The sequence below is a fragment of the Brevibacterium sanguinis genome (assembly GCF_003315415.1).
Lineage (GTDB): Bacteria > Actinomycetota > Actinomycetes > Actinomycetales > Brevibacteriaceae > Brevibacterium > Brevibacterium celere_A.
In genome coordinates this window covers 60,421-83,407 of the sequence record NZ_QNSB01000002.1, presented here as the reverse complement: position 1 = coordinate 83,407, position 22,987 = coordinate 60,421, and the positions used below count along the sequence as shown (strand labels likewise).

20 protein-coding genes are annotated in these 22,987 nt (G+C 69.6%); 8 read left to right on the top strand and 12 right to left on the bottom strand.

Annotated elements, in window-relative coordinates; translation table 11 throughout:
* Positions 1-24: 24 nt before the first annotated feature.
* Positions 25-885, top strand: coding sequence for an enoyl-CoA hydratase-related protein (locus tag DFO65_RS02935; RefSeq protein WP_113902942.1), 861 nt, complete (start codon positions 25-27; stop codon positions 883-885).
* Here DFO65_RS02935 and DFO65_RS02930 read toward each other — a convergent pair.
* Positions 830-1,522 (bottom strand): NUDIX hydrolase, encoded by a 693-nt coding sequence (locus DFO65_RS02930; protein ID WP_113902941.1) that lies wholly within the window; start codon positions 1,520-1,522, stop codon positions 830-832. The two genes, DFO65_RS02935 and DFO65_RS02930, sit on opposite strands and share 56 nt — an antisense overlap.
* 239 nt (positions 1,523-1,761) lie before the next feature.
* On the opposite strand from DFO65_RS02930, the gene cls reads away from it, so the two are divergent.
* Positions 1,762-3,249: a cardiolipin synthase gene (gene cls, locus DFO65_RS02925; RefSeq protein WP_245940439.1), complete on the top strand. Its 1,488-nt coding sequence runs from the start codon at positions 1,762-1,764 to the stop codon at positions 3,247-3,249.
* A 116-nt stretch (positions 3,250-3,365) separates the two neighbouring features.
* Here the strand turns inward: cls and DFO65_RS17015 are convergent, their stop codons facing one another.
* The 4 genes from DFO65_RS17015 to DFO65_RS02905 form a co-directional block, all read right to left on the bottom strand.
* Positions 3,366-3,998: a hypothetical protein gene (locus DFO65_RS17015; protein WP_181778594.1), complete on the bottom strand. Its 633-nt coding sequence runs from the start codon at positions 3,996-3,998 to the stop codon at positions 3,366-3,368.
* 278 nt (positions 3,999-4,276) lie between these two features.
* Positions 4,277-5,311, bottom strand: a complete 1,035-nt coding sequence (locus tag DFO65_RS02915) for an agmatine deiminase family protein (protein WP_113902939.1) — start codon at positions 5,309-5,311, stop codon at positions 4,277-4,279.
* 123 nt (positions 5,312-5,434) lie between these two features.
* The gene (locus DFO65_RS02910) at positions 5,435-6,385 is read right to left on the bottom strand and encodes an electron transfer flavoprotein subunit alpha/FixB family protein (protein ID WP_113902938.1); all 951 of its coding nucleotides are present in this window, start codon (positions 6,383-6,385) and stop codon (positions 5,435-5,437) included.
* Positions 6,386-6,441: 56 nt separating this feature from the next.
* Entirely contained in the window at positions 6,442-7,233 is a 792-nt protein-coding gene (locus tag DFO65_RS02905; protein WP_113902937.1) for an electron transfer flavoprotein subunit beta/FixA family protein, read from the bottom strand.
* A 274-nt stretch (positions 7,234-7,507) separates the two neighbouring features.
* On the opposite strand from DFO65_RS02905, the gene DFO65_RS02900 reads away from it, so the two are divergent.
* The 3 genes from DFO65_RS02900 to DFO65_RS02890 all read left to right on the top strand — a co-directional run bounded on the left by DFO65_RS02900 (position 7,508) and on the right by DFO65_RS02890 (position 10,834).
* Positions 7,508-8,710: a CaiB/BaiF CoA transferase family protein gene (locus DFO65_RS02900; protein ID WP_113902936.1), complete on the top strand. Its 1,203-nt coding sequence runs from the start codon at positions 7,508-7,510 to the stop codon at positions 8,708-8,710.
* A 164-nt stretch (positions 8,711-8,874) separates the two neighbouring features.
* Positions 8,875-9,666 (top strand): DUF5819 family protein, encoded by a 792-nt coding sequence (locus DFO65_RS02895; RefSeq protein ID WP_113902935.1) that lies wholly within the window; start codon positions 8,875-8,877, stop codon positions 9,664-9,666.
* Entirely contained in the window at positions 9,659-10,834 is a 1,176-nt protein-coding gene (locus tag DFO65_RS02890; protein WP_113902934.1) for an HTTM domain-containing protein, read from the top strand. Before DFO65_RS02895 ends, DFO65_RS02890 begins: the two co-directional genes overlap by 8 nt.
* A 187-nt stretch (positions 10,835-11,021) precedes the next feature.
* Here DFO65_RS02890 and clpB read toward each other — a convergent pair whose 3' ends face one another.
* Both clpB and DFO65_RS02880 read right to left on the bottom strand, forming a co-directional pair.
* A complete protein-coding gene (gene clpB / locus DFO65_RS02885) occupies positions 11,022-13,622 on the bottom strand; it encodes an ATP-dependent chaperone ClpB (protein WP_113902933.1) in 2,601 nt (866 codons plus the stop codon).
* Positions 13,623-13,738: 116 nt separating this feature from the next.
* A complete protein-coding gene (locus DFO65_RS02880; RefSeq protein ID WP_245940438.1) occupies positions 13,739-15,307 on the bottom strand; it encodes a Na+/H+ antiporter in 1,569 nt (522 codons plus the stop codon).
* A 215-nt stretch (positions 15,308-15,522) separates the two neighbouring features.
* On the opposite strand from DFO65_RS02880, the gene DFO65_RS02875 reads away from it, so the two are divergent.
* Positions 15,523-16,455 carry an NAD-dependent epimerase/dehydratase family protein gene (locus DFO65_RS02875; protein WP_113902931.1) on the top strand — a complete coding sequence of 311 codons (933 nt, stop codon included), beginning with the start codon at positions 15,523-15,525 and terminating at the stop codon, positions 16,453-16,455.
* 90 nt (positions 16,456-16,545) lie between these two features.
* Here the strand turns inward: DFO65_RS02875 and pheA are convergent, their stop codons facing one another.
* The 5 genes from pheA to DFO65_RS02850 all read right to left on the bottom strand — a co-directional run bounded on the left by pheA (position 16,546) and on the right by DFO65_RS02850 (position 21,104).
* Positions 16,546-17,484 (bottom strand): prephenate dehydratase, encoded by a 939-nt coding sequence (gene pheA, locus DFO65_RS02870; protein ID WP_113902930.1) that lies wholly within the window; start codon positions 17,482-17,484, stop codon positions 16,546-16,548.
* Positions 17,481-18,257: a glycosyltransferase gene (locus DFO65_RS02865; RefSeq protein WP_113902929.1), complete on the bottom strand. Its 777-nt coding sequence runs from the start codon at positions 18,255-18,257 to the stop codon at positions 17,481-17,483. Before DFO65_RS02865 ends, pheA begins: the two co-directional genes overlap by 4 nt.
* 14 nt (positions 18,258-18,271) lie before the next feature.
* Positions 18,272-19,150, bottom strand: a complete 879-nt coding sequence (locus DFO65_RS02860) for a DUF5926 family protein (protein WP_113902928.1) — start codon at positions 19,148-19,150, stop codon at positions 18,272-18,274.
* Positions 19,151-19,242: 92 nt separating this feature from the next.
* Positions 19,243-20,148: a GTP pyrophosphokinase gene (locus DFO65_RS02855; RefSeq protein ID WP_113902927.1), complete on the bottom strand. Its 906-nt coding sequence runs from the start codon at positions 20,146-20,148 to the stop codon at positions 19,243-19,245.
* 164 nt (positions 20,149-20,312) lie between these two features.
* Complete coding sequence (locus DFO65_RS02850) at positions 20,313-21,104, bottom strand: exodeoxyribonuclease III (RefSeq protein WP_113902926.1); 792 nt, start codon at positions 21,102-21,104, stop codon at positions 20,313-20,315.
* Positions 21,105-21,291: 187 nt separating this feature from the next.
* Here DFO65_RS02850 and DFO65_RS02845 point away from each other — a divergent pair, with 187 nt between their 5' ends.
* Both DFO65_RS02845 and DFO65_RS02840 read left to right on the top strand, forming a co-directional pair.
* Positions 21,292-22,119, top strand: coding sequence for a thioesterase family protein (locus tag DFO65_RS02845; protein WP_113902925.1), 828 nt, complete (start codon positions 21,292-21,294; stop codon positions 22,117-22,119).
* Positions 22,116-22,931: an SDR family NAD(P)-dependent oxidoreductase gene (locus tag DFO65_RS02840; protein WP_113902924.1), complete on the top strand. Its 816-nt coding sequence runs from the start codon at positions 22,116-22,118 to the stop codon at positions 22,929-22,931. The genes DFO65_RS02845 and DFO65_RS02840 overlap by 4 nt, the downstream gene beginning before the upstream one ends.
* Positions 22,932-22,987 lie beyond the last annotated feature (56 nt).

Genomic DNA, 22,987 nt, shown 5'->3' with positions numbered 1-22,987 from the left:
GCTGCCGCGAGAACGAGGAATCCCATGAGCGCTCCCATCGTCCCCATCCACGCCACCCTCGAGACGACGGTGGCCCAGGGCGTCGCCCACGTCGAGCTCGACCGTCCCGCGAGCCTGAACTCCCTGACCAGGGAGGTGTTCGAGGACCTCGTCGAGGCGGGCTGCGCCCTGCGGGAGAGAGCCGAGGTCCGCGCCGTCGTCCTCTCCGGTCGCGGACGCGCGTTCAGCGCGGGGCTCGACGTCAGTGAGTTCGCCGGCCTCGCCGAGGCGACCGGCCCCGAACGCGGCAGCGCGGTCGTCCTCGGCGAGCAGATGGGCGCGGCGCGGGCCCTGGCGCAGCAGGCGGTCCACGTCTGGTCCCTCGTCGAGGTTCCCGTCATCGCCGCCGTCAACGGGCCGGCGCTCGGGGGCGGGATGCAGATCGCCCTGGGAGCGGATCTGCGCATCGCCCACCCCGACTCCCGATTCGCGCTGATGGAGACGAAGTGGGGGATCATCCCCGACATGTGCGGCACTCAGCTCCTGCCCCGCCTGGTGGGGCAGGGAATGGCGAAGCGGCTCATCCTCACCGCCGAGACCATCGACGGCACCGAGGCGCATCGGATCGGGCTGGTCGAGGAGCTCGCCGAGGCGCCGGTCGAACGCGCTCTCGAGCTCGCGGCTGACCTCGCCGGCCGCTCACGCTCGGCGCTGGTGCACGCGAAGTCGCTGGTCGACCTCGCCTATCGGGTTCCGCTGGCCGACGGCCTCGACGCCGAGCAGCAGGCACTGTCCGAGCTCCTCGGCACCGAGGAGCAGCGCAGCGCCGTGGTCGCGCAGCTGGCGCTGCTCAGCTCGCGGGGAGGTCGGGGCGAACGGGATCGAACCGCCGATCGAGAGCACTGAGCTCGGCCGTGTCGCGGAACCCGCTGAGCTCACCGAGGAGGACGAGCGTCGGTCGCATGAGCCGCAGCCGTCCGGCCGACTCCTCGGCGAGGATCTCCTCGACCGGCAGCCACTCGCTCGTGTGCGCCTCGGTGGTCCGGTGCGCGGGGGCGTGGATCTCCCCGACGAGCGCGAGGTAGAAGTACGTGTCGAAGCGTCTGGGCAGGCCCAGCGGGGTCACCCAGTTCGCCCACGGTCTGAGCAGCGAGGGATCGAGGAGGGTGCCCGTCTCCTCCTCGACCTCCCGCACGGCGGCGGCCAGCAGCACGCGCCAGCCGTCGGGCACCTCGGCGATGGAGGAGTTCGTCCACGCCTCGTCGTGGACCCGGGGGTCGGCGACGTCGAGGGTCTCCGCCCGGGACACGTCACTCGGATCGACGCGGCCGCCGGGGAAGACGACCACTCCCGCGGCGAAGTCCATCGTCGTCACGCGGTGCTGGACGAAGACCTCGAGTCCGTGCCGACCGTCGCGGACCATGAGCACGCTGACGGCGGGGCGGATGGGCACCGCGGCCGGATCGGGGACGTCGATCCGAGCGCTCGCGGAATCGGCGGTGTCGGAGCGGTCGGACCCCTCGGGAGAGATATCTCGGATCACGCGCGGTCACTCTCACTTCCGTCTCGGCTTCGCTTCCCATTATGCCGGTGTCACCCGCACGCGCGACCGGCAGAGCCCGCACATGCGGTCGCGTCGTTGGTCCCCGGCGAGGCGCGTCAGCTGCGGCGCGGGGCGAACGGCTGCCCACGATCGCGGCAGGATACGATGGGTGGAAGAGTTGACACCGGGTCGTGCACGAGCGGAATCCGGTGAGTCGGAACAACACAGAATTGAGCGACGTGGAGGTCTATTCCTTCTTCACGATCGACCGAACGTGGCCGAGCTGGCTGGTGATCACGCTGGTGGCGGTCGATCTCATCATCAGGCTCATCGCGTTGGGGTGGATCCCCCACAACCGACGGCCCTCGGTGGCCCTGGGCTGGCTGCTGGCGATCTTCTTCATCCCCTATGTCGGCATCGCGGCCTTCCTGCTCCTCGGCTCCTCGAAGCTGCCCAAACGCCGGCGCAACGAACAGACCGTCATCAACGGCATCATCCGTGAGAGGGTCACCGACACTCCGATCATCGGCGACTCCTCGCATCTGCCGGAGCCGCTGAGCACGGCGGCTCAGCTCAACTTCGACCTCGGGGCCCTGCCGATGACCCACGGCAACGGGTTCTCGCTCCATCCCGACAACCATGAGTGCATGGAGGCCATGGCCGACGCGGTCGACGCGGCCGAGAAGTACGTCCACTTCGAGTTCTACATCGTCGCTCTCGACTCGACCACGCAGCGCCTCATCGATTCCATGCTCGCCGCCCACGCCCGCGGCGTGCGGGTGCGCATCCTCATCGACCACCTGGGCTCGCTCGGCTACCCCGGATACGCGACCCTGGTCAAGAAGCTCGACGAGGCGGGGGTGAGCTGGCGACGGTCGTTGCCGATCCGTCCCTGGAGAGGCGAGTACCAGCGGCCTGACCTGCGCAATCATCGCAAGATCCTCGTCGTCGACGGAGAGGTCGCATTCACCGGTTCGCAGAACATCATCGACCGGTGCTACAACAAGCGCCGCAACCTGCGCAAGGGATTCCAGTGGCAGGACCTCTCCCTCGAATGCCGGGGCCCGGTGGTCGCGGAGCTCGACGCGGTGTTCGTCTCCGACTGGTACTCGGAGACGAGCGAGGTGCTCACCGATTCGTATCAGCTCGAGCTCAACGCCCCGGAGCGGGGAGGGGTGCAGGCGCAGGTCGTCCCCTCGGGCCCGGGGTTCGAGGAGGAGAACAACCTGCGGCTGTTCCTCCACCTCATCTACAACGCGAACCGCTCAGTCGTCGTCTGCTCGCCCTACTTCGTTCCGGACGAATCGCTCATGCACGCACTGACGACGGAGGCGCGTTCGGGAGTCGATGTCCGGCTCTATGTGGGGGAGACGAGTGACCACTGGGTCACGCAGAGAGCACAGCAGTCGTACTACGACTTCCTCGTGCGAGCGGGAGTGCGCATATTCATGTACCACGCTCCCACCGTACTCCACTCCAAGTTCCTGCTCATCGACGACGAGGTGACGATCATCGGCTCGTCGAACATGGACGAGCGGTCGTTCGCCATGAACATGGAGGTCACCATGTTCATCATCGACAGGGACTTCACGGCGCAGATGTACCAGCTGGAGCGGGAGGAGTACCGCCCGAACTCGGTCGAGCTCGACGCGGAACGGTGGCGCAACCGCCCGATCCTCCACAAGTACGTCGAGAACGTCGCGCGACTGACGAGCTCGCTGCTGTAGCGGGCGGTGCGCCGGGCAGCCGCTGGACCGCCCGACCGCGGAGACGACGAAGGTGCCCGGTCCGAGCCGTCTCCGCATATCGGAGCCGGCCGGATCGGGCACCCTGGCTGCCGTGGTCAGGAGGAGACGCCCGCGGGCCCCTCGTCCTCCTGGGGGCGGGAGGGATCCGCCTCGACGTCCTTCTTCCTGGCGTCGCCGGAGGACGTCGCGGCGCTGCCGGACGGCTTCGTGCCGGACGGCTTCGCGGCGTTCCCACCGGCACCCTGAGCCGCCGAGGCGCTCGGCTTGGGCTTGATATCGCTGGGCTTGATATCGCTGGGTTTGACGTCACTGGGCTTCGGGGTGCTGTCGCCGGAGCTCTCACCGTCGGGTCTGGGACCCGGCTTCGCATCGCTCGACGAGGTGCCGGTGGATTCGCCGGCCCCGCCCGTGGTCGCGGCATTGCTGCCGTCGGCCGTCGCGGCGCTGCCGCCGCCCTCGCCGCCGCCGACTCCGCCGGTCGCGGCACCGGCCGCTCCGGCCGCCGCAGCGGAGGAGACCTTGTCAGCGGCGCTCTGCACGGCGTCGGCCACGCCGGGTGCCTTATCCCGGATCGACTGGTTGGCCTTGTCGACGGTGTCCTGCACTCGTGGATCGCTCCACAGCTGATGGACCTGAGCCTTGAGCTTCTCGTAGCTCTGACGTCCGGTCCGTGACCCGAGAACGTATCCGACCCCCAGTCCGGCCAGAAGGATCAATCGCTTCTTCATCGTCCTGCTCTCCTCTCCACGTGGTGCGGCCCGACACACGTCGCTCAGCTGGCGCCGTGTGTCCTGGTTCACCACCCTATACCGCGACGGGGACTCGGGGGTCTGCGCATTTCCCCATCCGTCATCCGGTCCCGTGTGCCGGGATGGTCGCGGTCCGCACAAGCGGAACCGAAGGGGTCAGCACAAGTGGGACGGACGCGGTCCGCACAGCAGGGACAGGCCCGGGCCGCACTGTCAGGACGGGCCCAGGCCGCACAGCCGAGCCGCGTCGCCCCCTGTCAGGCCGGGGTGGGCTGCTGCTGCGTGATGCAGTGGATTCCGCCCCCGCGGGCATAGAGCTCGCGGGCGTCGACGCCGACGACCTTCCGGCCCGGGTACACCTGCTCGAGGATCGCGACCGCCTCGGCGTCCATCGGATCGTCGAAGGTGCACGCGATGACCCCGCCATTGGTGACGAGGTGGTTGACGTAGGAGTAGTCCACCCAGCCCTCGTCGTCGCGCAGGGTCGTCGGCGCCGGAATCGCGATGACCTCGAAGGGCCGGCCGTCAGCGGTGGTCTCCCGGGCGAACTGCGCCTTGACCTCCTGGCTGAAGGCATGGTCGGGGTGCTCGGGATCGCGCTGGTCGTGGACGAGCACGACTCCGGGGCTCGGCATCGTCGCGACGATGTCGACGTGCCCGCGGGTGCCGAAGGTCTGGTTGTCGCGGTGGAGCCCGCGATCGAGCCAGATGACCTTCTTCGCCCCGATGGTGCGCGCGAACTCGGCCTCGACGTCGGCCTCGGTGAGCTCGGGATTGCGACCCGGGTCCAGCTGCACGCTGCGGGTCGCCAGCACCGTCCCCTGCCCGTCGACGTGGATGCCGCCGCCCTCGTTGCGCAGCTCGGAGCTGATGATCGGGGTCCGGGAGAGCTCGGCGACGGTGCGGCCGATGTGCTGATCGTGGTCCCACTTCGCCCACGTCTGCGCTCCCCAGCCGTTGAACACCCAGTCCACGGCATGGAGCCGGCCCTCGTCGTCGAAGACGTACGTCGGTCCGATGTCGCGCATCCAGGCGTCGTCGAGCTCCGCGTTGACGATCGAGATCGGGTGCGTGATCCCCTCGCCGAGGTGACGGCGGGCATGCTCCGTCTGCGACTCGGAGACGACGACGGTCACGGGAGTGAACTCGCTGGTGGCGCGGGCGACCGCGGCCCAGGTGCGGCGGGCCGCCTCGGCGTCGTCCTCGGTGTCGCCGAGTGCGTAGCCGGAGGACGGGAACGCCATCCAGATGCGATCATGAGGCGCGGTCTCCGCGGGCATGAGGTACGACATTGCTGACCCCTTCGAGGTGGTGGATGGGTACGGGACGACTGTGGGCCCGACCGTACGGTCGGGCCCACAATACCGCAGTCGTGGCGGGCTCACCGCCGGGCGCCGAACGCCGCGGCGGCGTCCTTACTTCCGGGCGGTGATCGCCTCGGCGGCCTGGGGCAGGACCTGGAACAGGTCGCCGACGACGCCGAAGTCGACGAGCTCGAAGATCGGAGCCTCATCGTCCTTGTTGATCGCGACGATCGTCTTCGAGGTCTGCATTCCCGCGCGGTGCTGGATGGCGCCGGAGATGCCGGCCGCGACGTAGAGCTGCGGGGACACGGTCTTGCCGGTCTGGCCGACCTGGTTGGCGTGCGGGTACCAGCCGGCGTCGACGGCCGCACGGGAGGCGCCGACGGCCGCACCGAGGGAGTCGGCGAGCGCCTCGACGGGGCCGAAGTCCCCGCCGGTGCCGCGTCCGCCCGAGACGACGATCGCCGCCTCGGTGAGGTTGGGGCGACCGGTCTGCGGCTTGTCCTCGGTCGCGACGACCTTCGCGGTCTTCGCGGCCTCCGAGATGTCGGCGGAGACGGCCTCGACGCTGCCGGCCGCGGCGGCGGCCTCGGGGGCGACGGAGTTCGGCTTGACGGTGATGATCGGCGTTCCGGCGGTGACCCGCCCGCGCACGGTGTAGCCGCCCGCGAAGACGGACTGCGTGGCGACGAGATCGGAGTCGATGTCGACCGCGTCGGTGATGACGCCCGAGTTCGTCTTCACCGAGAGGCGTCCGGCGATCTCCTTGCCCTCGAAGGACGAGGACAGGAGCACGGCGGCGGGAGAGCGCGACCCGACGAGGGAGGCGAGCAGCTCGGCGGCCGGAGCGACGAGGTAGTCGGAGTAGACGGAGTCATCGGCGGTGAGGACCGCCTCGGCGCCGTACTCGCCCAGGGACTGGGCGATCTGGGCCGCGGCGTCACCGGCATTGACGACGACGGCGACGGGCGTGCCGATGCGCCGGGCGAGGGTGAGGAGTTCGAGGGTGGACTTGGCGACCGTGCCGTCAGCATGGTCGGCGTAGACGAGTACTTCGGACATGTGTGGGATCCTTCCTTCGACCGGCCCGCCGGGCCGATCACTCTGGGGTGTCGGGCTCAGACCAGCTTCTGACCGGCGAGGAATTCGACGAGCTTCTCGCCGCCGTTGCCCTCGTCGGTGATGATCTCACCGGCGGAGCGCGGAGGACGAGCGGTGACCTCGAGGACCTCGGTCGTCGCACCGGAGGACCCGGCGACACCGGAGTCGAGGCCGAGGTCGTCGAGCTCGTACTCCTCGAGCGGCTTCTTCTTCGCGGCCATGATGCCCTTGAAGGACGGGTAGCGGGGTTCGTTGATCTGGTCGGTGACCGAGACGAGTGCCGGCAGGCTGACCTCGATGTGCTGGCTGGCGGTGTCGCCGTCGCGGCGGATCTTCACGCTCTGGCCGTCGACGGTCACCTCCGAGGCGAAGGTCGCGGCAGGGCGGCCGAGGAGCTCGGCGACCTGGACGGGGACGACGGACATCGAGCCGTCGGTCGAGGCCATGCCGGTGACGACGAGGTCGACGGGGCCTTCCTCCTCCTCGATCTTCCTCACGGTGGCCGCGAGGACCTTCGACGTTCCCAGGGCGTCGCTGGCGGCGAGCGAGTCGTCGACGACGTGGACGCCGGAGTCGGCGCCCATCTGGAGTGCCTTGCGCACTGCGTCGACGGCGTCGTCGGGTCCGACGGTGACAGCGATGACTTCGGCGTCGTCAGCGTCCTCGGCAATGCTCAGGGCTTCTTCGACGGCGTATTCGTCGAGCTCGGAGAGCAGGCCGTCGACCGACCGGTCGACGGTGTTGTCGTCGGTGAAGCTCCGGTCGCCCGCGGCGTCCGGGACGTACTTAACAAAAACGGCAATCCGCATGAGGGTGGTTCATCCTTCCTGACATGGCCAATACACCCGATCGCTGAGTGTGAGGTGCCCCTAAGTGGGGCCGGCTCGTCCCACGTTATCAACTGTTGATGTTGCCTGTGACACAGACTCCATAATAGTCAGCACACTGGCATGTTCAAACGTTCGTTAAGTGATGTGCGGGGTCGGGCCCGTCGCTCGCGTCCCCGGCCGGGGCGTGTAGTTTGGCTGAGGAGAACAGCAACGTCATGCCGAGACGGCAACGTCATGCCAAGGGAGGCAGCAAGTGGAGCAGCAGGACCTGCGGGAGATCTTCGGTCGGACCGGGAGCGGACCGTTGAGCGGGGTGGTCGTCGCCGACTTCTCGCGCGTGCTCGCCGGTCCCTACGCGACGATGATGCTGGCGGACCTCGGCGCCACGGTCATCAAGGTCGAGGGTCCTGCCGGGGACGACACCCGGCACTGGGCGCCGCCTCGGCGAGGGGACGACGCGACGTACTTCCTCACGGCCAACCGGAACAAGCACTCCGTCGTCCTCGATCTCAAGGACCCCGACGACCTCGCGCTGGCCCAGGAGCTCGCTCGTCGCGCGGACGTGCTCGTCGAGAACTTCAAGGCCGGCGGGCTGGCGAAGTACTCACTCGACTACGAATCGGTGCGCGAGCTCAACCCGGGGATCGTCTACGCCTCGGTGACCGGGTTCGGTCGGAGCAACCCGCAGCCGGGATACGACCTCCTCATCCAGGGGATGTCCGGGTTCATGAGCGTCACCGGTTCACACGAGTCCGGGCCGGTCAAGGCCGGGGTCGCGATCGTCGACGTCTTCACCGGACTGCACACCGCCGTCGGCATCCTCGCCGCCCTCGCTCATCGCAAGGACACCGGCCGCGGGCAGCTGGTGGAGACGAACCTGCTGTCCTCGGCGCTGTCGGGCCTGGCGAACCAGACGTCCGCCTATGTGGCCGGGGGCGTCGTCCCGCAGCCGATGGGCAACGAGCACCCGAGCCTCTACCCCTACCAGCCGATGCCCACCGGGGAGGGGCAGATCATCATCGCCGTCGGCAACGACACCCAGTTCCGGCTGCTCGCCACGGTGCTCGGCCATCCCGAGTGGGCCGACGACGAGCGCTTCGCGACGAACGCGGACCGCAACGACAACCGCGCCCAGCTCGAACCGCTGCTCGTCGCCGCGCTGAGCGCGAAGACGAACCAGGAGTGGTTCGAGATCCTCAGCCGCGCGGGACTGCCCTGTGCGCCGATCAACACGATCGCCCAGGGGGTGGAGCTGGCGGCCGAGCTCGGCCTCGATCCCGTCGCCGAGGCGGGCGCCGGGGACCGGGTCATCCCGACCGTGAGCAACCCGATCCGCCTGTCCGAGACCCCGCCGAGCTACGACCTGGCCCCGCCGCGCCTCGGCGAGAGCAGCGACCTCGTGAGGAACTGGCTGAGGGGTGAGCGGGTCCGCGCGGTGAGCGAGGCCGAGGAGTGAGCGGGGCCGCGCGGTGGGCGGGGTCGAGCGGTGGGCGAGGCTGACGCGCACCTGGCAGGTGAAGTACGCTTGAGCCTGATTGCAAGCACCGAGGTCACTGCTGAGTCCCTGAAGGGTCCCGTCGAGGTCATTTCGGACTAGTGACAACCGACTCCAGGACTGAGATGGAACAAGAGAAGACCGAAACTCCGACCGGTCGACGATCGGTCGTCAAGCGCGCGCTCATGGTGGTGGCGATGCTGCTCACGGCATTCCACCTCTTCGCGTCGTTCCTGTGGATCGCGCCCGCCTCGGCGATGCGGCAGGTGATCCCGGGCAACCTGCTCAGCGAGTACATGATCCCCCTGTGGGGGCAGTCGTGGAGCGTGTTCGCCCCCGAGCCCATCAACGGCGACTACTTCTTCGACGTCAGGGCCGTCATCAGGACCCCCGAGGGCACCGAGGAGATCACCCAGTGGGTGCGGGCGACCGACGTCGAGCTCGACCACGCGACCTACCGGCTGTTCCCGCCGCGCTCGGCAGGACTGGCCATCGGCGTCGCGTCCGATCTCAAGAGCTCCTGGGAGAAGCTGTCCGACGATCACAAGGAGATCGTCAAGCTCGACTACTTCAAGGGCGACGACTCCACGGACCGGCTGAAGGCGAAGATGCAGGAGTACGGCGATCCCGAGGGCGTCATCGGCGGCTACCTGGACAGTGAACGCACGGCGTCGGCGTACGCCACCCAGGTGGCCGACGCGGTCTGGGGCGAGGACGCCGTCGTGCGCGTCCAGTACCAGGCCTCGCGCCAGAACGTCGTGCCCTTCGGCAAGCGCAACGACCCGGGCGCCGAGCGTCCACCCATCCAGGTCGTGCCGACCGGATGGCGGGCGCTGACCTACGAGGAGCACCAGTCCAACGAGGAGTTCGCCGAGTACTTCTGCGCCTCCGACGAAGTGAGGTGCCACGATGAGTGATGAGCGGACGACCTCGGGCACCACGGTGGCCGAGGACGAGAAGAGCGGCGCGACCCGGGTCACCGAGGTGACCGGCTCCGCCGCCGACGGGACAGCGCAGGGCTCGACCTCCGTCGGCCGGGCAGGGACCGGGACAGGTCGCGATTCCGATGAGCGCATCCCGCTGATCTCCCGCGGATTCGCGAAGGCGTCATCGGCCTGGGACGCGCTCGAGGACAAGCTCACCGGCCGCTACTACGCGACCTACGGCCTGGCCGTGACCCGCATCCTCATGGGCGTGACCGGCCTCGGCCTGCTTTTGACGAACTTCAACGCCCGCCACTACGCCTTCGGCGTGGGTGCGGCCTGGAACGGTGAGATCGAGGCGCCGAAGAGCGACTTCCCGAACATCTGGCTGTTCTCCCTGTTCCACCGTGCGGTGACGAACCCGCCCCTGTTCACCGCCCTGATGATCGGACTGGCGATCCTGGCCGTGGTCATCATCCTCGGGTGGCGGACGAGGATCATCCTGCCGATCTACCTCGTGCTCTGGGTGAGCTTCATCGAGCTCAACGACAGCGCCGGCGACCAGGGCGACAACGCCTACCGCATGTTCCTCATCGCGATGCTCTTCGCGGACACGACTCGCCGGTGGTCCCTGGACGCACGCCGGAGGAAGCGGAACGGGCGGTTCCCCGACACCGACGGCGGCCGATTCCGCTGGGCCTGGATCATGGCGAACAACCTCGCGATCGTCGTGCTCGCGTTCCAGGTCTGCGCGATCTACTTCTCCGGCGGCCTCTACAAGGCCGGGGGCGCGCCCTGGCAGCACGGATACGCGGTCTACAACCCCCTGCAGACGATGCAGTTCGGCACGTGGCCGGTCCTCTCCGACCTCGTCACCGCCTGGGGGCCGATGGTCGTCGCGATCTCCTGGGGCTCGGTGCTCTTCCAGTGCGCCTTCCCGTTCATGCTCTTCAACCGCTACACGAGGATCATCGCGCTGCTGGGCATCCTCTCCTTCCACCTCGGCATCGCGCTGCTCATGGGGCTGCCCTGGTTCTCCCTGACGATGATCGCCGTCGACGCGATCTTCATCCGCGACCGCAGCTTCTCCAAGGTCAACGCCTGGGCGATGCACAACCTCCGCTCCATCCGGCAGGGGATCGCGAGAGCCAAGGCCTCCTAGACCGCGTCTCGGCCGGCGCGGCGGGTCGCGCCGGCCGGACAGCACAGGGCTCGACTTGCTCCGAAAGGCACCGGGCGCAACCCGGGCATCTCAGAGCACGTCGAGCCCTTTCGTGATCCGACTCGGGCTGCTCAAAGCACGTCGAGCCCTTCGTGGCGGTGCTCCGACCTGGGGCAGCACCGCGGTCTCAGCGCTTCGGCCGGATCTCCAGTCCTCCGCTGCTCGGGTCCTCGGGGAGGTCGATGACGACGGTGTCGCCGTCGGTGACGTCGCCGGCGAGCAGGGCGCGGGCGAGCCGGTCGCCGATCTCCCGCTGGACCAGCCGGCGCAGGGGCCGAGCGCCGTAGGCGGGGTCATAGCCCTCGAGGGCCAGCCAGTCCTCCGCGGCGTCGGTGACCGCGAGGGTGATCCGGCGGTCGGCCAGCCGCGCCGCCAGATGCCTGATCTGCAGGTCGACGATCGACGAGAGCTCGTCGGTGCTCAGGGCGTCGAAGAGCACGATGTCGTCGAGGCGGTTGAGGAACTCCGGCTTGAACGTCGACTGGACGACGCCCATGACGGCCTCCCTCTGCTCCTCGGTCGACAGCGACCTGTCGACGAGGAACTGCGAACCGAGGTTCGACGTGAGGATGAGGATCGTGTTCCGGAAGTCCACCGTGCGCCCCTGCCCGTCCGTGAGCCGACCGTCGTCGAGGACCTGGAGGAGGATGTCGAACACGCTCGGATGCGCCTTCTCCACCTCGTCGAGCAGGACGACCGAGTACGGGCGCCGGCGCACCGCCTCGGTGAGCTGACCGCCCTCGTCGTAGCCGACGTAACCCGGAGGGGCGCCGACGAGGCGGGACACCGTGTGCTTCTCCCCGTACTCGCTCATGTCGATGCGGATGAGCGCCTTCTCATCGTCGAAGAGGAAGTCGGCAAGCGACTTCGCCAGCTCCGTCTTGCCGACGCCGGTGGGTCCGAGGAAGAGGAACGAGCCGGTCGGTCGGTCGGGATCGGCGATGCCGGCCCGCGAGCGGCGGATCGCGTCGGAGACCGCACGCACCGCGTTCTTCTGCCCGATCAGGCGCCGACCGAGGACGTCCTCGGCGCCGAGGAGCTTCTCGACCTCACCCTGGAGGAGGCGGCCCGCGGGGATGCCCGTCCACGAGGAGACCACCTCGGCGATGTCGTTGCTCGACACATGGTCGCTGACCATGGGATCGGATTCGGACTCCGCGTCCGCCTCCTCCGCCTCCGCCAGCTCGATCTCCTTCTGCACCGCGGGGATCTCACCGTAGAGCAGCCGGGAGGCGGTCTCGAGGTCGGTGTCGCGCTGGGCGATCTCGGCCTGGCTGCGCAGCTCGTCGAGCTTCTTCTTCAGCTCGCCCACCCGGTTGAGGCCGGCGCGCTGGGACTCCCACTTCGCCTCGAGCGCGCGCAGCTCCTCCTCCTTGTCGGCGAGGTCGGCCCGCAGCGCCTCGAGACGCTCCTGGGACGCCGTGTCCGTCTCCTTGGACAGGGCCATGTCCTCCATCTTCAGGCGGTCGACGGCGCGGCGGAGCTCATCGATCTCCACCGGCGCGGAGTCGATCTCCATCCGCAGGCGGCTGGCCGCCTCGTCGACGAGGTCGATCGCCTTGTCCGGCAGCTGCCGTCCGGTGATGTAGCGGTTCGACAGGGAGGCCGCGGCGACGAGCGCTCCGTCGTTGATCGTCACCTTGTGGTGGGCCTCGTAGCGCTCCTTGAGGCCGCGGAGGATCGCGATCGTGTCCTCGACGCTGGGCTCGCCGACGTAGACCTGCTGGAACCGGCGCTCCAGGGCCGGGTCCTTCTCGATGTTCTCCCGGTACTCGTCGAGGGTCGTCGCGCCGACGAGCCGGAGCTCACCGCGGGCGAGCATCGGCTTGAGCATGTTGCCGGCATCCATCGCCGAGTCCCCGCTCGCCCCGGCGCCGACGACGGTGTGGAGCTCGTCGATGAACGTGATGATCTGCCCCTCGGCGTTCCGGATCTCCTCGAGCACGGCCTTGAGCCGCTCCTCGAACTCGCCGCGGTACTTCGCGCCCGCCACCATCGCGGACAGGTCGAGGCTGATGAGCGTCTTGTTCCGCAGGGACTCGGGGACGTCGCCGGCGACGATGCGCTGAGCCAGCCCCTCGACGACGGCGGTCTTGCCGACTCCGGGTTCGCCGATGAGGACCGGATTGTTCTTCGTCCGGCGCGAGAGCACCTGGACGACGCGCCGGATCTCCGTGTCCCGGCCGATGACGGGATCGAGCTTGCCCTCCCGCGCCGAGGCGGTGAGGTCGACTCCGTACTTCTCCAGCGACTGCATCGTGTCCTCCGGGTTCTCGGAGGTGACCTTCCTGCCGCCGCGCAGCTCGGGCAGGGCGGCGAGCAGGGCGTCGCGGTTCGCGCCGGCCCTCCGCAGGATCTCGCCCGCGTCGTCCTTGCCCTGGGCGGCGGCGACGAGGAGGTGCTCGGTCGAGACGAACTGGTCGCCGAGGCTCGTCATCTCCTCCTGCGCGACGTTCATCATCTCCAGGGCGGCCCGCGACAGGCCGGGCTGCGAGACGCTCGTGCCGCTGACCGTGGGATAGCCGGCGATCGCCGCGCGGATCGAGTCCCGCACGGCCCTCGGTTCGGCGCCGACCTTCGTCAGCAGCGCCGAGGCGAGGGAGTCCGGCTGCTCGAGCAGCGCGGAGACGAGGTGTGCCGGTTCGATCTGGTTGTGGTGACGGGCGACGACGTCGTTGACCGCCGACTGCACCGCCTCCCGTGATTTCGTGGTCATCTGTGCGTCCATGCGCAGCTCCTCTCAAAGCCATTCAGTAGGAATCTCATACTCGACAGGAACAACATCGATGAAGTTGAGTCTATTCCACTCAACTTTGAGAATCGCGGGGGCGAATGTCCGACCGCTCAGCGCAGGAGCACGGACTGGAGGTCGAATCGGCGCAGCACCTTGTCCGCGGCCTCGGGGTCGGTGCCGCGTTCTCGGCGGGCCTGGAGGACTTCGCCGCGGGCGGTCTGCAGCACCCTGCGCTGGACCCGTCTCATCTGATCCCGATGCGTGCGCAGGCTCGTCGCGAGCTCCGAGCTCGCCTCGTCGTCGGTGAGTCCGACCAGCTGGGCGTGGAGGACGCGCAGTCGTCTGCGGATCGGGTCGACGACCTCCTCGGGAAGGTCCTCGTCCCCCAGCTCCTTGAGGGCGGCCCGATAGGCGCGCAGCGCGATCTGCGCGACCTCCTTCTCCTCGGCCTCGGTCTCGTCGTCGATGTCGAGGGCCCTGACGACCGCGGGGAACGTCAGCCCGGCCAGGACCAGGGTGACGAGGAGGATGACCGCGGCGGCGACGAGGATCTCGGAGCGCCCGGGGAACGGCGCCCCGGAGGCCGTGGTCGCCGGGATCGACAGGGCCAGCGCGATCGTCGCCAGCCCCCGCATCCCGCCCCACGTCATCAGGATCGCATCGCGCATGCTGTGCGGCGCGGCGTCCGCGTCCCCGCGCCTGCGCACGATCGCCGCTCCGACGACCAGCCACAGGAGCCGCACGGCGATGACGACGGCGGCGATGGCCAGTCCGATGAGCACCGAGGCGCCCAGTCCGCTGCGCTCGGCCTCGACGACCTGCCGCAGTTCGAGGCCGATGAGCCCGAAGGCGATCCCGGTGATGAGCATCTCGAGGACCTGCCACGTCGAGGCCTGGGTGACGCGGTCGGCCGAATTGTCCTCGACGTCGCGGCGGCGGATCTCGAGGGCGGCGACGACCACGGCGATGACCCCGCTGGCGTGGAGGTGCTCGGCGATGAGGTAGACGCCGAAGGGCAGCACGAGCATGAGCGAGGAGCGGGCGACGATGTGGTCGATCCTCGCCATGACGAACCACACGAGAGCCACGACGACGAAGCCGACCGTGATCGCGACGAGCGCCGAGAGCACGAATGCGACGAGGAGCTGACCGAAGTCCACCTCGCTGCCGGCCAGGGCCGCGGCCATCGCCGTCTGGAAGATGACGAGGGATGCGGCGTCGTTGAACAGCCCCTCGCTCTGGAGGGTGGACAGGATCCGCCGAGGCAGCGGCACGGTTCCCGCCACGGCGTCGACGGCCACGGGGTCCGGGGGAGCGAGCATCGCCCCGAGCGCGACCGCCGCGGCGAGGGTGATCCCCGGGATCAGCGCCATCGCGGTCCCGGCGGCTGCGGCGACGGTGACGCCGACGAGGGCGACGGCCATGCCGAGGATCGTGCGCCAGCGGATCGCGAACAGGGCCCAGGACGTCTTCTGCGCGGCGGCGAAGAGCAGGGGCGGCAGGAACAGGGGGAGGATCAGCTCGGGATCGATCCGGATCTCCGCGAAGCTGGGGATGAAGGCGCCGGCGATCCCGATGAGGACCATGAGAGCAGGCCACGGCAGTCGCAGCCGCTGTCCGAGGCCGACCACGACGCTCGTCGCGGCTCCGAATCCGATGACCATCAGCAGTGTGAGCACGCTCGTCTCCTTCGCCTCGCCGGCCGCCCGGATCCCGCGCATGCCGACTCTTGAGGACAACACTACTTCCGACGACTTCCCGCGTCCGGGTCTTGGGCTACAGTGGCAGTAGGCAGAGGGCGCATCTGCACCCGACGAGCACCGCTGCGCAGACGCCGGAGCCCGCGGACGCTGTCGCTGCCACCCCAGTTCATGAGCAGGAATGGAGGGCCGACGTGGCGATCATCGTGACCGGAGCAAGCGGCTTCATCGGCAGTGCCATCGCCCGTGCCCTCGCCGCCCGGGACGAGCGCGTGTACGCACTGGGCAGGCGTGACCCGCAGATCCCCGGGGTGAACTTCCAGACCTGGGACATCACCGAACCCGCACCCGCCTCCGTCCGGTCCCTGGCGGCGAAGGCGACCGCGGTCTTCCACTGCGCCGGCATCGCCGACGTGCGGCCGGGCTACGACGAGCTCTACCAGGTCCGGGTGACCGGGACCAGGAATGTCCTCGACGTGTTCGACCGCGCGCGGATCGTCCACATCTCCTCGACGACCGTGTACCCACCCTCGGCTCCCCACAACGAGCTGTGGGAGGAGGCCGGCCCGAAGGATCCCGGCGACTACGCCGACGCCTACTCGACGACGCATGCCCTGGCGGAGAAGCTCGTCGCCCGCATCCGCCCCGACGCCGCGATCCTGCGCCCGGCCGCCGTCTACGGGCCGGGGGAGACGATGCTCATGCCGTACCTGTCCTCACTGGCGAAGAAGGGGACGCTGCGCCTGCCCGGCGGCGGTCGGCAGAAGCTCACGCTGACCCACATCGACAATCTCGTCCGCGCGGCGCTCGCCTGCCTCGACGTGCCGTCGGCCTCCGGGCCCTTCAACGTCGGGGACCCGAAGCCCTACCGCCTCAAGGACGCGGTGTCCACGCACTTCGCGCGGATGGGCTACCCGCCCGTCGTCATCGAGGCGATCGCCAAGGACAAGGCGCTCTTCGCCGCGAAGCTCGCGCTCAAGGCGAAGTCGTTCTTCCGCAGGGGCGACTACGCGGAGCTCTTCCTCGTCGAATACCTCCAGTTCGACCGCACCTACAACCTCTCCCGGCAGCACCGGGTGCTGGGGATCTCCACCGCGCAGCACCTGACCCCGTCGCGCTTCAGCTGAGGGGCAGCGCCGAGGTGCGTGCCGAGTCCGTTCCTGCCACTGGCGGTGCGGCAGTGCGGAGCCGGCGCCGGGGCGCGCTCTCCCCGCCCCTCAGCTTCCGTGGAGCGTCGACTCCAGCCAGTCCGCGGCCGCGGAGAACGAGGCGTCCGTCGTCGTCGGATCGACGAGGACGGAGATCTCGTCCGCGGCCGGATAGCTGCCGAGGAACTCGAGCCTCCGCGCGATGCGGTGGACGCCCTGGAGCGCCTCCGCCATCCGGGCCTCCCGGATGTGGCCCTGGAGGTCGATGGAGAACTGGTAGAGGCCGAGGCCGTCGCCGGTGGGACGGGACTCGATGCGCGACATGTTCACCCCCCGCGTCGAGAACTGCTCGAGCAGCTCGAGGAGGGCGCCCGACCTGTTCGAGCGCAGCGCCGCGACGATCGTCGTCTTGTCCGCTCCGGTCGGCTCGGGGATGCGTCCCGGCCGCTCGACGACGACGAAGCGGGTCACCGCCTCGCGGTTGTCGCCGATGTCCTCGGCGACGACGTCGAGGCCGTAGCGTTCGGCGGCCAGTGCGGGGCAGACCGCGGCCACGTGCTCGCCCGCGTCGTTGGCGAGATCCCGGGCGGCCGCCGCCGTCGACGAGGTGGGGATGTAGATCGCGTCGGGGTAGTGCTCGGACATGTAGCCGCGCACCTGTGCCTCACCGTGGGGATGGGTGCCGAACGAGATCAGGGAGTCCGGGGCGGTGCCGGGCTTGACGGCGAGGACGAAGCGGACGGGGACGACCACCTCGGCGACGATCTGGAGCCGGCCGTGCTCGGTGAGGGCGTCGATCGTCGCGGGCACTCCGCCCTCGACCGAGTTCTCGATCGGGACGACAGCGGTGTGGCAGTCGCCGTCGAGGACGGATTCGAGCGCCGAGGCGGCTCCCCGCATCGGCACGATCGTGGCGGTCGAGCGCTGCCCCCGGTCGTCGAGGTACTTGAGCAGGGCGGCCTCGGTGAAGGTCGCCTCGGGTCCAAGGTACGCGAAGCGCCGCGTCACCTCGGCTCCCGCTGCCTCGTCGCCCGCAGCCTCCTCACGAGCAGCGCCCGGGCGACGTCGCGGTACTGCGCGGCCCGGTGCAGCTGGGCCTTCAGGCTGCGGCCGGTGACGCGGTGGTGGAGGTCGCATTCGACCTCGACGACGCGCAGTCCTGCGTTGACGACGTCGATCGTCATCGCGGTCTCCACTCCCCATCCGGGGGCGAAGGGCAGGGCCGCGTCGAAGGCCTGCCGGCTCAGGCAGCGCATGCCCGACAGCGGCTGGGTGGCCTCGAATCCGCAGAGTTCGGCGATGCCCTTCTTCGCCAGTCCGACGACGAATCCGAACCCGCCGCCCTTGCGCTTCTGGGCGGGCAGGATCGCGATCGTCATGTCCGCCTCTCCCGCGAGGACCGGTCGGGTCAGCGGCGCCGTGTTCACGGCGGAGTCCTCGAGGTCGCCGTCGATGAACAGCAGCGCCCGGTGCACGGGCGGCTGTCCGGGGACGGCGTCGGAGATCTCGCGGTTCCTGATCGCGAAGGCGCCGGTCATCATCGCGGCGGCCTTGCCCTTGTTCTTCCGGTGGGTGAGCACCTCGGCACCGGCCCGGCGGGCGAGCGTGCCGGTGGCGTCGGAGGAGCCGTCGTCGACGACCATGACGATGTCGACCCCGGGAATCTCCTTGGCGCTCATCACCGTCGCCGCGATCCTCTCGGCCTCATCCATCGCCGGGATGATGGCGGCGACGGACGGCGGAGGGGGTGTCGGGACGGACCTGTCCGACTTCTCTGGCATGGGTCCTCCCGGGGTCAGTGGATGGTCAGCTGGCGCGAGACGATGCCCGACCGCAGCCGGCGGGCCTCCGTGCTCAGCGGCTCCGAGGTCGTCAGCGCCGCGTCGACGCGGCGCCCGAACTCGGCGATGGGCTCCTCGACGTCATCGGCGCGGGTGCCGAACTCGAGCTCCCAGACGGGGACGATGATCCCGTGGGCGCGGAAGTACCCGAGGAACGTGCCCGGCCCGCCGAGGTCGTTGCCGCCCTCGGCGGCGAGTCGGGCCAGGGCGGTGACGACGGCGTCCTCGCCCTCGCCGCGGGCCCAGCGCACATACGTCCGGCCCGACATCTCGGTCCAGTACGCGGAGTCGACCGAGGCGATCTTCTCGGTCGGGGAGATCGACTCGTTCGCCTGCTCGAGGGCGGCGGCGATGTCGGGGTCGGTCTCGGCTTCGGGCAGGTTCCAGTAGTCGAAGCTCTCGAGGACGCGCACGGAGAAGGGGTGGTCGAGATCGAGGATGTCCTGGAGGCGGGGACCGCGTCCGGGCTCGGTGGTCGCCTCGATGCTCGTTCCCGGGGCCGACTCGACGGCGGCGAGGATGCCGTGGGCGACGTCGCGGGAGGGGTCCGTCGACGACACGGGCACCTGCAGGCCGGCGAGGATCGCCCCGTCCTCCCGATGCCAGGCCTGCCAGGCGGCGGGCAGGAGCGAGGTGACGGTCACCTCATGGCCGCCGTGCTCCTCCGTGAGCCTCACCTCGGCGGTCGCGGCGGGCACCAGCTCGCGCAGGCAGATGAGGTCCGCCTCGAACGGCAGCCCCTCGAACGGGCGGGCGACGAAGGCGGTGGCCTCCGCGCGCGCCAGACGCTTGGCGATGAGTTCTTCCTTGGAGCGCTTCGACTTCTTTCCCATGGGACGCAAGTCTAGTCGGTGTGCCACGGGGGTCGTGCCCGAGTCCGCGGCCGGCCGCGGACCACAGGCGCCGGGTGCGGGACCTGCCGCGCTCAGCCCTCCTGCGGGACGGGGATGAAGTACCTGGTCGTCGGCGTCTCGTCCATCCTCACCAGCAGCCTGTCGCCGGGGGAGGGATGCCCGGCGCCGGCGCCGAGTCCGCCTCCGAGGTTCTCGAGGCGGATGATCCCATGCCTGCCGACATCGTCGGCGGCCAGCAGATAGGAGTGCTTGAGCTCGCGGATCGTCACCTCGATCGAGGGTTCGGCCGCGCCGGCGTCGGCCGGTCGGGAGTCCGGGGCGTCGGAGGCGCGCTCGCCCTCGTAGGCCGAGCGGACGTCATCGGCGATGTAGCCGGCGACGGCATCGGCCTGGGCGAGCAGTCCGGAGAGGACGAGGCCGAGGCGCTCCTGCTCGACGTCCGACTTCAGCGCCTGACCGGGCTTGAACAGCTGCTCCTCGGACAGGGCCGACCACGCGTCCTGGAGCACGGTGCGGATCTGGAGCTCGACGAGGACCGAGGGTTCGGCGTCGAAGGGGACCTCGACGATGAGGTGACGGCCCCGGTAGCCCGAGGGCTTGGGGTGCAGGCAGTAGTCGCGCACCTCGGCGATCGAGAGGGAGTCGCCGCCGTCCTGGAGCAGGTCCCACAGCGCCGACTGCTCCCGTTCGGTCTTGCACACGACGCGAGCGCCGACGACGTCGACGACGTGGTTCTCCACCTCGACGGACTGGTGGATCATGTCATTGGCGTCGGCGAGCTTCCGGCGCAGCTTCTCGCCCGTGCGCAGCGGGCTCTTGATCCTCCCGGCGGTCACCTGGACCCGGTCCGCGGAGAGGGCGGGAGTCGCTGAGCAGGCGGTTTCGACCCAGTCGTTGACCGTCTCCAGGGCGGCTCTCCACGTGGAGCCGCGACGCTCGTAGGCCTCGTCGACGAGTTCTCGGACTGTAGCGGACATCCTTGTCACCTTCCTCGCTCCTGGCTTCCACTTCACCAGATGAGAGGGTGGTTGTCCATGCCCTGAGCCCGAAATGTGCTCCGTGTCAGCCGAGGTCATCCCGGCACGACGCTCGCCCGGCCCGGGGTCGGGCGACGACACGAGGTCCCCGACGGGCCGGGCGCTCAGATCTCGTAGTCGACGATCACCGGGGCGTGGTCGGAGGCTCCCTTGCCCTTGCGCTCCTCGCGGTCGATGAGCGCCGAGGCGGCCGTCTCCGCGAGCTTCGCCGAGGCGAGCTGGAAGTCGATGCGCATGCCCTGCTTCTTCGGGAAGCGCAGCTGCTGGTAGTCCCAGAACGTGTAGACGCCGGGCCCGGGAGCCAGCGGGCGGGTGACCTCGGTGAGTCCGACCGAGAGCAGGTCGGCGAAGGCCCGGCGTTCGGGCTCGGAGACATGGGTCGCCCCGGCGAACGCCTCCATGTCCCACACGTCCTCGTCCCGCGGGGCGACGTTGAAGTCCCCGCACAGGACGAGCAGCTTGTCCGGGTCGTCCTTGAGCGCGGCGTCGACGTCGGCGGCCAGGGCCCGGAACCAGTCGAGCTTGTAGTGGTAGTGCGGGTGATCGACCTCGCGGCCGTTGGGGACGTAGAGCGAGTAGACGCGCACCCCGCCGCACGTGGCCGAGATCGCGCGCGCCTCGACGACGGGATCGTCGCCGAACGCCGGCACCTCGGCGAACCCGAGCTCGGGATCCTCGAGGCCGACCCGCGAGGCGATCGCGACGCCGTTCCACTGGTTGAGGCCGTGGAAGCTCACCTCGTAGCCGCGCTCGTCGAAGATCTCCTTCGGGAACTGCGCATCCTTGCACTTGAGCTCCTGGATGGCCAGGACGTCGACGTCTGAGCGATCCAGCCAAGCACCGATTCTGTCTTTCCGGGCGCGGATCGAGTTCACATTCCAGCTAGCGATTCTCACCCTCCCAGCCTATGCGCTCGACGCACCGGACCAAAGCGGCCCGACGCACCTGAATGCAGCGGTGCCCGACGGGCCGGGCCGCAGCGGCGTTCGACGCCTCGGACCGCGGTGACCCGACTCCCCGGGTCGCAGCGGCGCCGTCATGCCCGCCTGGAGTGCCGATCGGCCGGGTCGATACTCTGGAGGCATGCCAGCAGCTCTCAACCAGCACCTCGGCCACGACGGGTCCGACTGCCCCGACTCCTACTACGTCCGGACCGGAGGGGACCGTCTGCACTCGACCCTCCACTCCCAGGGCGCATGGCAGCCGGGTGAGCAGCACATGGCCCCGGCCTCGGGGCTGGTCCTCGCCGAGGTCGAACGTCGGCTGCCCACGGACAAGGTCGTCTCCCGGGTCGCGTTCGACATCCTCGGCGTCATCCACTCGGGGGAGTTCACCGTCGACGTCGAGGTGACCCGGCCGGGACGGACCATCGAGCTCGTCGAGGCCCGGATGCGCCACGGGGACCGCACCAGCGTCCATGCGCGGGTGTGGCGCCTGCAGTCCGGGGCCACCGGGCCGATCGAAGGACACGAATGGGCCGGACTTCCCGCCCCCGAGGACATGCGCGAGGTGTCCTTCCAGGAGCGGTGGGGCGGGGGCTTCATCGCCTCCCTCGAGGCCCGGCAGGACGAGCACTCCCGCCCCGGTCATGCCCGGTCCTGGATCCGCGCCCCCTTCCCGCTCGTCGCCGGAGAGCCCGACCCGCCGACAGCGGAGTTCGTCAAGCACGTCGACGTCGCCAACGGCATGGCCGTGCGCGAGGACCCGCGAACGACCTTCTTCCCCAACATCGACCTCACGATCCACCTCACCCGGCAGCCGCGACCCGGCTGGGTCGGATTCGAGACGCGAGTGGCGTTCGGGCCCACGGGACTGGGAGAGACCGCCTCGGTGCTCAGTGACGAAGCCGGCCCGATCGGGACCGCGGCGCAGTCGCTGACGGTGCGCACGGGCGAGGGAACGAAGCAGTGAGCGCCGGGGGATCGTCCCGGCCGCGAGCCCTCGTCACCGGCGCGAGCGCCGGGCTCGGCCGCGGATACGCCCGCAGGCTCGCCGCCGACTCCTACGATCTCGTCCTCGTCGGCCGCGACAGGACCCGCCTGACCGGGCTCTCCCATGACCTCGAGTCCGAGTTCGGGATCCGCGCCGAGGCGGTCCCCGCCGATCTCTCCACCGACGACGGCATCCAGGCGGTCAGGTCCGTCATCGCGGACAGCCGTGTCGACGTGCTCATCAACAACGCGGGCCACGGACTGCGCCACGGCCTCCTCGACTCCGCGCCCGAGGAGGTCGAGCGGCTCGACCGGGTCCTCAGCGGCGCGGTGCGGGTGCTGTCCCTGGCCGCGGCGCAGGAGATGCGCCGCCGCGGCCGCGGCGGGATCCTCACCGTCTCCTCGCTCGCGGCGCTGACGACGATGGGCCAGTACGCCGCGTCGAAGGCGGCGGCACTCGTCTTCACCGAGGCGCTCGCGGACGAACTGCGGGACACGCCCGTCACGGTCACGGCCGTGCTTCCCGGATTCATCCGCACCGAGTTCCACGCCCGACTCGGCGTCGAGCGGCCCGGTCCGGACTGGATCTGGCTGGACGTCGGGCAGGTCGTGACGACGTCCCTCGCCGATGCCCGCCGGGGTCGGACGGTGTCGATCCCGGGCCGGCAGTACCGGGTCGCGGCGTGTCTGAGCCACGTCATGCCGCGCGGCCTGGTGCGATGGGGATCGCGGAGATTCTCGTTCGAGAGGAATCCTGAGACGGTTCGCGACGACTTTCGAGAAACAAGTTGAGGCTTGTACTACTCAGTAGGGGCCTGTCACCTGGTGAAACGCGGTTCTGAGCGCGG